Origin of the sequence: Bradyrhizobium sp. Arg816, from assembly GCF_029989365.1 — a bacterium.
Lineage (GTDB): Bacteria > Pseudomonadota > Alphaproteobacteria > Rhizobiales > Xanthobacteraceae > Bradyrhizobium.
Map to the genome: position 1 here is coordinate 403412 of NZ_JAPRAQ010000004.1, position 13028 is coordinate 416439.

A 13028-nucleotide genomic window follows, 5' to 3' on the forward strand; every position below is an offset into this window, starting at 1 on the left:
CATGTAGTCGTTCTTTCGCCCTAACCAAGCGTCAAGAGGAGGAAATTCCATGAAACTCTATTACACGCCCGGCGCCTGCTCCCTGTCTCCCCACATCGCGCTCCTGGAAGCCGGCCTGCCCTATGAGCTGGTCAAGGTCGATATCCGGGCCAAGAAGCTCGAAAATGGTGAGGATTATCTGAAGCTGAACCCGAAGGGCCAGGTCCCTGCGCTCGGCCTCGACAGCGGCGAGATCGTGACCGAAGGCCCGGTCATTGTCCAGATGATCGCGGACCAGGCCGCCGCAAAGGCGCTGGCGCCCGCCCACGGCAGTTCCGAGCGCTACAAGCTGCTGGAGTGGCTGAACTTCCTCACCTCGGAGGTGCACAAGAGCTTCGGCCCGCTGTTCGCGCCGGCGCTGAACGACGAGGCCAAGGCCTTCTTCAAGGACCGCGTCATGGGCAAGCTGACATACATCGACAGCCAGCTCGCCGGCCGCGACTACCTCATGGGAAAGCAGTTCACGGTGGCCGATGGCTATCTCTTCACGATGCTGACCTGGGGCGACCGGATGAAGTTCGACCTCTCGGCCATGCCGAACCTGACCGCCTACAAGGCTCGCGTCGCAGCGCGGCCGCAGGTGCAGGAGGCGCTGAAGAAGGAAGGCCTTGCGCAGGCGAGGTAAGCGCATCGCAACGTGCAACACGCGATAGGCCGGATCGACGATCCGGCCCCTTCGTATTCTGCCCCGAGCGGGGTGGGTGCGAACCCATCTCGCCGGATCATCGTACCTATCATTAGACTTATGAACTACTGTTCGCCAAATGTAAGTAGTGCTGTCTTGTCAGTACCCGTAAAGCGCGCGAGCTTGGCGGAATTGTTAGAGGATTGTTTGTACTTTCATCGGAGTTGAACTTGACGATTGCCTTGGTCCTGATCGTCGCAAGTGCTTTGGTGGGAATAGCGACAGGTTATGTTTTCAGGATCTGGGCGCTGATATTGATTGCGCCGGCGATCGCAGTTTTCTCGGCAATCATTCTTCGCGTTTACGAATTCGGAATGATGGCGGGTGTGACCGTCATCGCCATCTGTCTTGCCGCCTGCCAGCTCGCCTACTTCGCGGCGGCCTACCTGCTGCACGCGCGGGGGGTCTCAGCCCATGACGAAGTCGACGGCGAGCCAGGCGAGGGAAGCCAGCATAAAATCCGCCGCCAGCACAAGTAACGCCAAAGCGGCCCAAAGCATCGGTCCCTTGCGGCGCAGGCGCGCCGGCTTCTGTTGCGGGGAGAGGCGGGGAGTGGCGGGTTCAACAGCATACTTCGCGGTGAGATCGCGACCGAGCGCGGTCTTCCGCAGCACCAAAGAGTTCATCAAGGATACTTTCTTATTTTGTCTTCAACCTGCCGATGGCTCGGCAAGTGTCCCGACCGGGTTCGTGGCCCTGACCCAGAGCAAGACTAGTGCCAGGGCCGAGCAAAAGAACGGCGCAGCTTTGACACGCCTATGACAATTGCGCGACGCTGCGGCAGCAGGGACTCTGGCACGGTTCCTACGCGAATTCTGTGACTGGTTCCACAAGCCGGGAACAAATCTGACGCAACCGTGATGATGTCTCCCCAAACAAAAAGGCCGGATCGACGATCCGGCCTTTCGGTTCCTGGATGCGTAGCCCGGATGGAGCGAAGCGTAATCCGGGGTCTTTGCATCTGGTGAGATCGTCCCGGATTTCGCTGCGCTCCATCCGGGCTACGAAGAAAGCGGTCAGGCCGCAGCCTTCTTCGGCGCGAATCGGCCGTAGAAGGTTTCTCCCTTGGCAGCCATCTCCTCGAGAAGCTTCGGCGGGGTGAAGCGCGAGCCGTACTTCGCCTCCAGCTTGTGGCAGAGCTCGACGAATTTCTTCGTTCCCATGAAGTCGATGTAGGACAGCGTGCCGCCGGTGAACGGCGCGAAGCCGAAGCCGAGGATCGAGCCGACATCCGCCTCGCGCGGGTCGGTGATGACGTGGTCTTCGACCGTGCGCGCGGCTTCCACCGCCTGCACCACCAGGAAACGCTGCTTCAGCTCTTCGATGTCGAGCGTATCGGGGTCGAGCTGCTTCGGCTGGAGCGCCGACAGCCCCGGCCACAGGCTCTTCTGGCCCTTGCCCTTCTCGGGGTAGTCGTAGAAGCCCTTGCTGTTCTTGCGGCCGAGACGGCCCTGCTTCTCGACCATCTCCACCATCAGCTTCTTCTGATCGGGATTGATGGCGTTCGGTCCGAGATCGGCTTCCGTCGCCTTCATGATCTTGAGGCCGAGGTCGAGTGCGACTTCGTCCGAGAGCGAGAGCGGGCCGACCGGCATGCCGGCCATCTTGGCGCAGTTCTCGATCATCGCAGGCGGCACGCCTTCCAGGAACATCTCGTTGCCTTCGGCGACGTAGCGGCCGACGCAGCGGTTGGCGAAGAAGCCGCGGCTGTCGTTGACGACGATCGGCGTCTTGCCGATCTGCCGGACGTAGTCGAGCGCGGTCGCGAGTGCGACATCGCCGGTGTTTCTGCCTTTGATGATCTCGACCAGCATCATCTTCTCGACCGGCGAGAAGAAGTGGATGCCGACGAATTTGCCCTGGTCCTTGAAACCTTCGGCCAGCGAGGTGATCGGCAGCGTCGACGTGTTCGACGCGAAGATCACGTCCGGCTTCAGATATTCCTGCGCCTTGGCGAAGGTCTCGGCCTTGACCTTGCGGTCCTCGAACACGGCCTCGATAACGAGGTCGACGTCCTTCAGCGCAGCGTAGTCCGCAGTCGGCGTAATGCGCGCGAGCAGCGCATCGGCGTCACCGGGCTTGGCGCGGCCCTTCTTGATCTGCTCCTCGATCACCTTCTGCGCATGCGCCTTGCCCTTGTCGGCACTCTCCTGGTCGCGGTCGATCAGGACGACGTCGAGGCCGGCACGGGCCGAGACGTAGCCGACGCTCGCACCCATGAAGCCGGCGCCGATCACCGCGATCTTCTTCACCTGGGTCGGGGCTACGTCCTTCGGACGGCGCGCGCCCTTGTTCAGCTCCTGCATCGACAGGAACAGGCTGCGGATCATCGCGGCCGCTTCCTTCGAACGCAGCACCGAGGTGAAGTAGCGCGACTCGACGCGCAGTGCCGCGTCGATCGGCAGCTGCAGGCCTTCATAGACGCAGCTCATGATCGCACGCGCGGCGGGATAATTGTCGTAGGTCTCGCGGCGATAGATCGCGTTGCCCGCCGGGAACATCATCATGCCGGCCTTGGAGAACACCGGACCGCCCGGCGGCTTGAAGCCCTTCTCGTCCCAGGGCGCGACGGCCTTGCCGCCGCCCTTGATCCAGTCTTTCGCTGCCTTGACGAGATCAGCCGCAGGGACGATGGCGTGAATGAGATTCAGCGCCTTGGCTTTCTCGACCGTGACCGGATCGCCCTTGAGCAGGATCGTCATCGCGTCCTGCGGCGGTACCAGGCGCGGCACGCGCTGCGTGCCGCCGGCGCCGGGGAACAGGCCGACCTTGACCTCGGGCAGGCCGAGGCGCGTCTTGGGATTTTCCGCCGCCACGCGGTAGTGGCAGCACAGCGTGATCTCGAAACCGCCGCCGAGCGCGAGGCCGTTGATCGCGGCCGCCCACGGCTTGCCGGAGGTCTCGATCGAGCGCAGCACCTGCGAGAAGCGCCGGCTCTGGTCGAACAGCATCTGGTTCGCGGCGGTCTCGTCCTGCTCCTTCAGGACCTTGGCGTAGGCCTGGTTCATGCCCTCGAGCATCGACAAATCGGCGCCGGCGCAGAACGCTTCCTTGGCGGAGGTGATGACGACGCCCTTCACCGCGGCGTCGGCCGTGGTTTCCTTGACGATCGCATCGAGCTCACTGGTCGAGGTCTCGTCGAGCACGTTCATCGAACGACCCGGGATGTCCCAGGTGACGAGCGCGATGCCGTCGGAATCGGTTTCAACCTTGAAGTTCTTGTAAGCCATGTTGGTTGCTCCTCGGTGCCGCAGCCGATCTCAGGCGCGGCGGTTGACTTGAGATCTCGTCTTACCCTCTCCCCTTGTGGGAGAGGGTCCGAGCGAAGCGAGGGGGTGAGGGGTCTGCATCCGCGGAGACAGACCCCTCACCCGGCTCGAACCCGCTCCGCGTGTTCGCGCCACCCTCTCCCACAAGGGGAGAGGGTAAGAAATCAGACCCGCTCGATGATGGTCGCGGTGCCCATGCCGCCGCCGATGCACAGCGTCACAAGGGCGGTGGACTTGTTGGTGCGCTCGAGCTCGTCGAGCACGGTGCCCAAAATCATCGCGCCGGTGGCGCCAAGCGGATGGCCGAGCGCGATCGCGCCGCCATTGACGTTGATCCTGGCGTTGTCGATGTCGAACGCCTGGATGTAGCGCAGCACCACCGAGGCAAAGGCTTCGTTGAGCTCGAACAGGTCGATGTCCGACTTCTTCATGCCCGAACGCGCGAACAGCTTTTCGGTGACGTCGACCGGACCGGTCAGCATCATCGCGGGCTCGGAGCCGACGTTGGCGAAGGCGCGGATTTTTGCGCGCGGCTTCAGGCCGTATTTCGCACCCGCTTCCTTGCTGCCGAGCAGCACGGCGCCGGCGCCGTCGACGATGCCCGACGAGTTGCCGGCGTGGTGCACGTAATTGACGCGCTCGATTTCCGGGTGCGACTGCACCGCGACGCCGTCAAAGCCGCCCATCTGCGCCATCATCGTGAACGACGGCTGGAGCTGTGCCAGCGACTGCATCGTCGTCGAGGGACGCATGTGCTCGTCCTTGGCGAGGATGGTGAGGCCGTTGATGTCCTTCACGGGCACGATGGACTTGTTGAACCGGCCCTCATCCCAGGCCTTGCCGGCGCGCTGCTGGCTCTGCACGGCATAGGCGTCGACGTCGTCGCGCGAGAAGCCATATTTCGTGGCGATCAGATCGGCCGAGACGCCCTGCGGCATGAAGTAGGCCGGCACCGCCATCGACGGGTCCATCGGCCAGGCGCCACCGGAGGCGCCGATGCCGACGCGGCTCATGGATTCGGCGCCGCCGCCGATCACGAGCTCATGCTGGCCGCTCATCACCTGGGCTGCGGCAAAATTCACGGCGTCGAGGCCGGAAGCGCAGAAGCGGCTGATCTGCACGCCGGGCACGGCTTCACCGAGGCCGGCCTTGAGCGCGGCGAAGCGCGCGATGTCGGAGCCGGCTTCGCCGACGGGGTCGACCACGCCGAGCACGACGTCGTCGACGGAATCTTCCGGCAAATTGTTGCGGTCCTTCAGCGCCTTCAGCGGCACGGTAGCGAGCGCGAGCGCCGTCACCTCGTGCAGCGCGCCGTCCGCCTTGCCGCGGCCGCGAGGGGTTCGGACGTGGTCGTAGATATAGGCATCTGCCATGGGAGCCTCCTGATTGCAGTTATTGGTTACGACCGCGGCGCGGTCGGATCATTGGCGAAGCGGGAAGCCTCAGAAAGCTTCCGCCGGCAGTTCCATGATGGTGGCGCAGCCGGCCTGGATGCGCGCGAGATTGGCGGCGGTCTCCGGCAGCATGCGCTCCATGAAGAAGCGGCCGGTGACGAGCTTGGTCGAGAGATAGGGCGTCGCTCCGCTCGCGGCAATCTTCGCCTGCGTCACCTTGGCCATCTTCGCCCACATGTAGCCGAGCGCGACGAAGCCGAAGAGATGCAGGTAATCGGTTGCGGCAGCACCGGCATTGTCCGGCTTCGCCATGGCATTCTGCATCAGCCACGTGGTGGCCTGCTGGAGATGGCCGAGCGAAGCCGAGAGCGGCGCGATGAAGGGTTTTAGTGCCTCGTCGCCGCCGTTCTCCTTGGCGAAGGCCATGACCTCGCCGAAGAAGGCCATGATGGCACGGCCGCCGTCGCGCGGCAGCTTGCGGCCGACCAGGTCGAGCGCCTGGATGCCGTTGGCGCCTTCATAGATCATCGCAATACGCGCATCGCGCACGAACTGCTCCATGCCCTGCTCGGCGATGTAGCCGTGGCCGCCATACATCTGCTGCGCCTGCACCGCGTTGGCAAAGCCGTAGTCGGTGAGGAAGCCTTTCAGTACCGGCGTCATCAGGCCCATGTGATCGTCGGCGGCCTGCCGGTCCTTGGGATCCTCGGAGCGATGGGCGACGTCGCTCTTCAGCGCGGTCCACATCACGAAGGCGCGCGCGGCCTCGTTGAAGGCGCGGATCGAGAGCAGGGTGCGGCGCACGTCGGGATGCACGATGATCGGGTCGGCCTGCTTGTCCGGCGCCTTGACGCCGGTCAGCGAGCGGCCCTGGATGCGGTCGCGGGCATAGGCGACCGCGTTCTGATAGGCGACCTCGGACTGCGCGAGACCTTGAACGGCGACGCCGAGGCGGGCCTCGTTCATCATCACGAACATGCCTTGCATGCCCTTGTTCTCTTCGCCGATCAGCCAGCCGGTGGCGCTGTCGTAGTTCATCACGCAGGTGGAATTGCCGTGAATGCCCATCTTGTGCTCGATCGAGCCGCACACCACGCCGTTGCGTGCGCCGACCGAACCATCGGCATTGACCAGGAATTTCGGCACCACGAACAGCGACACGCCCTTGATGCCGGCCGGTGCGCCCTCGATGCGGGCGAGCACGAGGTGGATGATGTTGGGGGCGAGGTCATGCTCACCTGCCGAGATGAAGATCTTCGTGCCCGTGATCTTGAAGCTGCCGTCGGGCTGGCGGATCGCCTTGGTGCGGAGCATGCCGAGATCGGTGCCGCAATGCGGCTCGGTCAGGTTCATGGTGCCGGTCCACTCACCCGCCACCATCTTCGGCACGTAGGTCTGCTTCTGCTCGGGCGAGCCGTGCACGATCAGCGCCGCGGTCGCGCCCATGGTGAGGCCGCCATACATCGAGAACGCCATGTTGGCGGAGATCTGGAATTCGTTGACCGCCTGGCTCAGCGTCACCGGCAGGCCCTGGCCGCCGAACTCGGTCGGCGCCGACAGGCCAAGCCAGCCACCCTCTGCCACTTGCTTGAAAGCGTCCTTGAAGCCCGTCGGCGTGGTGACGCTGCCGTCATCGGCGCGCTTGCAGCCTTCGAGATCGCCGACGCGGTTGAGCGGCTGCAGCACTTCTTCCGCGAGCTTCGCGGCTTCGCCGAGAATGGCTTCGCGCACGTCGCTCGACGCATCGGAGAAGCCGGCCAGATTGTCGTAGCGATCGATCTGGAAGACGTCGTTGAGCAGGAAGTTCACGTCTTCGACGGGGGCTTTATAGATCGGCATGGTGGTCTCCCGGCAGGCGGTCTGAAGTGATGATGTTGGCTTAGGATTGCGCGGCGGCCAACTGCTCCGCCATCAGGCGGTGCAGCATGTTGATCGCCTTGAGCGGACGCACCATCACCTTGAAATGGGTGATGCGTCCTTCGGCATCGAAGGTGATGATGTCGACACCGTTGATCTCGATGCCGTCGATGACATTCTTGAATTCGAGCACTGCGCCGTCAGCGCTTTTCCACTCGCCGACATAGGTGAAGCCGGGACCGCCGAGCACCTTCTCGGCACTGGTGAGATATTTGAAGGTGATGTCGCGGCCGCGCTGTGGCGAATGCACCACGGGGCTTTCGAACACGGCGTCAGGATGGAGCAGGTCCCAGAGCGCGGCGCGGTCGTGGGACTTCATAAAGGCGTACCAGGAATCGAGGCCGGTCATTCTCAGGTGCCTCCCTTGATCAAAGGCCTTCCTGATCGAAAGGCCTTGGCAAAAACGCGAAAACAACCCCATGCACAGTAGCGCGATGGCCGATAAGGGCGGGTCTGAAGCCCGCCTCATATGCACATTGACGCATATGCACCGATGCGCATAAAGTCAAGTCAATTGGTCGGGACCTCGAAAGGGAGCTGGTGTCATGGCGCTCGGCGACGCAATCCTCGCATGCCTGACGGAACGTCCGATGACGGGCTACGAGCTCGCCAAGACATTCGATTCCTCGATCGGCTTCTTCTGGAAAGCCGACCACCAGCAAATCTACCGCGAGCTCTCGAAGCTGCGCGACCGCGGCTTCATCCAGGGGCGCGAGGTCGTGCAATCGGGCAAGCCCAACAAACTGATTTATACGCTGACTCCCGAGGGCCGAACAGCGCTGCGGCACTGGGCCGCGCGGCCGAGCACACCGCCCTCGATCAAGGACGACCTGCTGGTGCGGCTGCACGCGCTCGACAGCATCGACATCGAGCCCATGCGCACCGATCTGATGGCCCGGCTGGAGCACCACCGCGACCGGCACGAGAACTACGAACGGATTCTCAAGAAACGATTCCCGGACGGCTCGGCGTCGGGCGTGCTCGACCTCGGCAATTTGCTGCTGCTTCAGCTCGGTGCCCGCCACGAGCAGATGGTGGCCGATTTCTGCGAAGAGGCGCTCCAGGCGCTATCGGCGATGAGCGGCAAGGGCACGGTCGTGCCGCTGGAGGACGGCAAGCGCGAGGGGAAAGGCTAGCTCGTCAGCGGCCCTAGTACTTCGTGACGACAGGCTTATCCCAGTTGAACCGGACATTGACGCCGGCGCGGACGATGTCGTCCGTCAGCCTGACGTCGCGCGTGACGGCGCCGCTGATCGGCGGATCGACATATCGTTTGCTGCCAAAATCGACGTGCACATATTCGAGCTTGAGGGTCACGGCGCCCCAGGTATCGACATAGGCCGCCCATTCACCACCGAGCCCGGCCGCCAGGCCGGTGCGGGTCTGGGAGCTGGTGACCTGCACCACTTGGTTGGACACGGTGACCTCGGTGCCGGCGAAGGCGATACCGGCCGTGCCATAGATCAGAAACTGATCGAGCGCGTAACCGACACGGCCGCGGAACATATCGATCCATTTTTCCCGCGTGCCGCTCGTCACCCCGACATTGAAGGGCGGCAGATCCTGCACCTTGCCGTGCTGGTTGGTCCATGACGCGTCGTTCTCGAAGCCGAGCACGGTCTTTTCGATCTGGAAATCGCAGCCGAAGACTCCGCCCGCGACGGCAGCGCCGCTGAGATTGAAAGTCCCTGTGATCGTCGGCCCTGAGGCGTCGCCGACGCGCCGGACATGCTCGCTCTTGCCCCAGTTGCCGCCGCCCTGGATGCCGACATAGCAGCTGGTCCAATTGTATCCCGCGGGCGCCGGCGCCTTCACCGCAGGCGCCGCCGCCGGGGCATCGGCGGCAACAGCATGCGATGCCAGTCCGGCCGCCATCGCGGCCACGAGCAACCTTTTCATGTCAGCCAACAATCCAGTCAGGCAAGAACCTGCCCGTGGATCGGGCCGTTCTCTATCCATTGAGACGTGCGGATCGGGCGAGTGGCGAAATCTTTGTCGGGGCGCGGCTTTGGGGCCGGTGCCTGGCGGCAAGCAGGTTCCCGGCGCCCAACTTTAAGACACCGTCAACGGGTTCCTTAACCCGTTATTTACCGTAACAGACAAAAGTCGGTTTTCGAGGCAGACGACCCGCGCCAAATCCGATTGTCTTTACAACCGGCACGCGTGGGGAGGCTGGAGGCGCCGGGTGGGGCGCCGGAGTCGGAACCGGACAGAGTCATGAATTCGCGCGTATCGTGGAGTGTTGACGGCATCGATCCATCCGTCAGGGAGCGGGCCGAAGCTGCTGCGCGTCGCGCCGGCATGTCACTCAACGATTGGCTGAACTCCACACTCGGCGAGACCGCCCCGCCGAATTTTCGCGGACCTTACGATCAACGCCAAGAACAACGCCAAGAACAGCGTCAAGAGCAGCGCCCGCAACAGATGCCGAGCCAGGAGAGCCGCGACGTCGCCGACATCCACCAGCGGCTCGACGCGATCACCCAGCAGATCGAACGGATTTCAAAGCCCGCGCCGCGCCAAGATGCTTCACGACAGGACGCGTCGCGGCCAGACGTCTCGCGCGAGCAGGGCGTCGCGCGCCAGCTCAACGACGCGATCTCGCGGCTTGATGCCCGGCTGTCGCAAATCTCAAAGCCGCAGCAGCCTCAGCGGCCGGCACCGGCTCCGGCACCCGTCGAGACGCGCCAGCGCCAGGCCGATATGGTCGAGCGCGCGGCCGCACAAGTCTATCGCAATTCACCTCCGTTGAGCCCGGCGTCGTTCGACGTTGCCGTCGCCGAGATCACGGCCCGGCAGAGCGAGCTCGACGGCTTTGCGCCGCGACAGATGCCGCCCCGTGCCGCGCCGTCGATTGCACCGGCGGCAGCTCCTTTCGCGCCCCCGATGGCGCCGCCCGCGCCTGCCTACGCCCCGCCGCCCCCGCAGCCGGGGCCGGATTTCACGTCGCTCGAGCGCCATTTGCTCAAGATCACGAGCCAGATCGAGTCGCTCCAGCGACCTGACAACACCGAGCAGGCGATCAACGCGTTCCGCAGCGAGCTCGCCGAGATCCGCCACGCCATCACCGAGGCGATGCCGCGCCGCGCGATCGAATCGATCGAGAACGAGATCCGCTCGCTGCACCGTCGCATCGACGAGACCCGCTCGTCCGGGACGGACGGCCAGGTCCTGTCGGGCATCGAGCACGCGCTGTCCGAGATCAAGCAGGTGCTGCGCACGCTGACGCCGGCCGAGCAGCTCACCGGCTATGACGAGGCGATCCGCAACCTCGGCGCCAAGCTCGATCTGATCCTGCGCGCCAATGACGACCCGTCGACGGTGCGGCAGCTCGAAGGCGCGATCTCGGCGCTGCGCGGCATCGTCTCCAACGTCGCCTCCAACGAAGCCCTGGCGCGTCTTTCCGAAGACGTGCAGCTGCTGTCGTCCAAGGTCGACCAGGTCACCCGCTCGTCCGGCCCCAGCGACAGCTTTGCGGTGCTGGAGCAGCGCATCGCGGCGCTCACCGCCGCGCTGGAAACGCGCGAGCGGCCGGCGCCCACCGAGAGCAGCGAGCATCTCGAAGCCGCGATCCGTGCGCTGTCGGACCGTTTCGACCGCATGCAGGTCGGCAACGATTCCGCCTCGACCTTTGCGCATCTCGAACAGCGGGTCTCGTATCTGCTGGAGCGGATCGAGGCCGCCTCCGATCCGCGCAACGGCAATCTAAGCCGCGTCGAGGATGGACTGCACGACATCCTGCGGCATCTGGAGCGGCAGCAGGCGACCTATTCCGCCCTCGCCGAAAGCCGCAATTCGGCACCGTCTGCCGATTCCGGCATGGTCGATCTGGTCAAGCGCGAGCTCTCCGACATCCGCTTCAGCCAGGCCGAGACCAACCGCAGCACCCAGGATTCGCTCGAGGCCGTGCACAGCGCGCTCGGCCATGTCGTCGATCGCCTCTCAATGATCGAGGGTGATCTGCGCGCGGTGCGCACGGCGCCGGCGGCACCCGCACCGCAGCCGATGCCCATGTCGACGTCCATGTCGATGCCGATGGCCGCGCCCATGGAGCCCGCGCCTGTCGCGCGCGAGCCGTGGCAGCAGCCACAGCAGCAGCCGAAATACGATCCGAAGCCGGAGCTGCAGAACCCGGCCGCCGCGCAACAGCCGCCACAGGGCGCTTTCGTTGCCGCGCCGCGCGAATTCCATGCCGCCGCACCGGCCGCGCCGCCGCCGGTGCCAGCGGCACCGCCCGTTCCGCCGCGTGCGATCAGCGAGATCCTCGAGCCGCACACGGCGCCCGCGCGCGCCGCGCTCGCACCGGAATTGCCGCCGGACCATCCGCTCGAGCCGGGCACACGGCCGGGCGGCCGCGTCGCCACGCCGTCGGAGCGCATCGCCGCGTCCGAAAGCGCGATCAGCGAAATCCCCGCCGCGCCGAAAGAGCCGGTGTCGTCGTCGAGCTTCATCGCGGCCGCGCGCCGCGCCGCGCAGGCCGCCGTCGCGCAGCCGGAAAAGCCGGCCCGCGGCGCCAAGGCAAGTGCGAAGGCAGCCGCCAAGGCGGCCATCGCAGGCCGCGCCAAGGACAAGGGCCAGGAAGGCGGCTCGACCATCACCTCGAAGATCCGTTCGCTGCTGGTCGGCGCGAGCGTGGTCGTGATCGTGCTCGGCACGTTCAAGATGGCGATGAATCTGCTCGATGGGGGCGGTCCGCCGCCGTCACCGCAGGCGATGGAGAATTCGTCGCCCGCGCCCATGCCGCAGGCTCCGCCGCCGGTCGAGACCAAGCCCGCCACGCCCGAGCAGGTTACGCCGTCGATGACCTCGCCGACGCCGATCGGGAAGCAGTCGCTGAATAATCCCGCGCCGGCTCCCGTGGCAGGGGCGGGTGGCTCGGCTTCGGTCGAAATCCCGCCGGTCCCCGCGACGCCACCACCGCCTGCGGCGAGCAACGACATCACTGGCGCGCTGTCGGGCACGAGCCGCGCGAAGCTCGGCATGATCCAGGTGCCGCCGAGCGAGAAGCTTCCTGACGGCATCGGCGGTCCGGTGCTGCGCACCGCCGCGATGAAGGGCGATGCGACCGCGGCCTACGAGATCGGCGTGCGCTTTGCCGAGGGCAAGGGCGTCGCTGCGAATTACGATGAAGCCGCCAAATGGTACGACCGCGCGGCGCAGGCCGGCGTGGTGCCCGCGACCTTCCGCCTCGGCACGCTCTACGAGAAGGGCCTCGGGGTGAAGAAGGACGCCGACATCGCCCGCCGCTACTACACGCAGGCCGCCGAGCGCGGCAACGCCAAGGCGATGCACAATCTCGCCGTGCTCGACGCCGACGGCGGCGGACGCGGCGCCAATTACAAGAGCGCGGCGCAGTGGTTCCGCAAGGCCGCCGATCGCGGCGTCGCCGACAGCCAGTTCAACCTCGGCATCCTCTATGCCCGCGGCATCGGCGTCGAACAGAACCTCGCCGAATCCTACAAATGGTTCACGCTTGCGGCCGGCCAGGGTGACGCGGATGCGTCCGGCAAGCGCGACGACGTCGCCAAGCGACTCGATCCGCAGTCGCTCGCCGCCGCCAAGCTCGCGATCCAGACGTTCAGCGCGGAGCCGCAGCCCGACGACGCCGTCAATGTCACGGCGCCCGCCGGCGGCTGGGACAGTGCGCCGCAGGCAAACGCAAAGCCCGCGCCGAAGCCGGTCGCGACCAAGCGCTCGGCCTCGGCGGCGCACTAAACAGTTTTG

9 protein-coding genes are annotated in these 13028 nt (G+C 65.2%); 4 read left to right on the top strand and 5 right to left on the bottom strand.

The features are described 5' to 3' along the window. Positions 1-49: 49 nt before the first annotated feature. Positions 50-664 (top strand): glutathione transferase GstA, encoded by a 615-nt coding sequence (gene gstA, locus OWC48_RS13345; protein WP_282520399.1) that lies wholly within the window; start codon positions 50-52, stop codon positions 662-664. A 230-nt stretch (positions 665-894) separates the two neighbouring features. Continuing rightward, positions 895-1203 carry a hypothetical protein gene (locus tag OWC48_RS13350; protein WP_166345746.1) on the top strand — a complete coding sequence of 103 codons (309 nt, stop codon included), beginning with the start codon at positions 895-897 and terminating at the stop codon, positions 1201-1203. Between the two features lie 537 nt (positions 1204-1740). On the opposite strand, the gene OWC48_RS13355 is transcribed toward OWC48_RS13350, so the two are convergent. From OWC48_RS13355 to OWC48_RS13370, 4 genes are all read right to left on the bottom strand, one after another. Beyond that, entirely contained in the window at positions 1741-3954 is a 2214-nt protein-coding gene (locus OWC48_RS13355) for an FAD-dependent oxidoreductase (RefSeq protein ID WP_282520400.1), read from the bottom strand. A gap of 203 nt (positions 3955-4157) precedes the next feature. After that, a complete protein-coding gene (locus OWC48_RS13360; RefSeq protein WP_282520401.1) occupies positions 4158-5366 on the bottom strand; it encodes an acetyl-CoA C-acetyltransferase in 1209 nt (402 codons plus the stop codon). Positions 5367-5435: 69 nt separating this feature from the next. Beyond that, positions 5436-7226 carry an acyl-CoA dehydrogenase C-terminal domain-containing protein gene (locus tag OWC48_RS13365; protein ID WP_282520402.1) on the bottom strand — a complete coding sequence of 597 codons (1791 nt, stop codon included), beginning with the start codon at positions 7224-7226 and terminating at the stop codon, positions 5436-5438. Positions 7227-7266: 40 nt separating this feature from the next. Further along, on the bottom strand, positions 7267-7653 hold the full coding sequence (locus tag OWC48_RS13370) for a nuclear transport factor 2 family protein (RefSeq protein ID WP_282520403.1): 387 nt from the start codon (positions 7651-7653) through the stop codon (positions 7267-7269). A gap of 196 nt (positions 7654-7849) precedes the next feature. Here OWC48_RS13370 and OWC48_RS13375 point away from each other — a divergent pair, with 196 nt between their 5' ends. Further along, entirely contained in the window at positions 7850-8440 is a 591-nt protein-coding gene (locus tag OWC48_RS13375; protein ID WP_282520404.1) for a PadR family transcriptional regulator, read from the top strand. A gap of 13 nt (positions 8441-8453) precedes the next feature. Here the strand turns inward: OWC48_RS13375 and OWC48_RS13380 are convergent, their stop codons facing one another. Further along, positions 8454-9203 (bottom strand): outer membrane protein, encoded by a 750-nt coding sequence (locus tag OWC48_RS13380; RefSeq protein ID WP_282520405.1) that lies wholly within the window; start codon positions 9201-9203, stop codon positions 8454-8456. A 318-nt stretch (positions 9204-9521) separates the two neighbouring features. Here OWC48_RS13380 and OWC48_RS13385 point away from each other — a divergent pair, with 318 nt between their 5' ends. Then, the gene (locus OWC48_RS13385; RefSeq protein WP_282520406.1) at positions 9522-13019 is read left to right on the top strand and encodes a tetratricopeptide repeat protein; all 3498 of its coding nucleotides are present in this window, start codon (positions 9522-9524) and stop codon (positions 13017-13019) included. Positions 13020-13028: the final 9 nt, after the last annotated feature.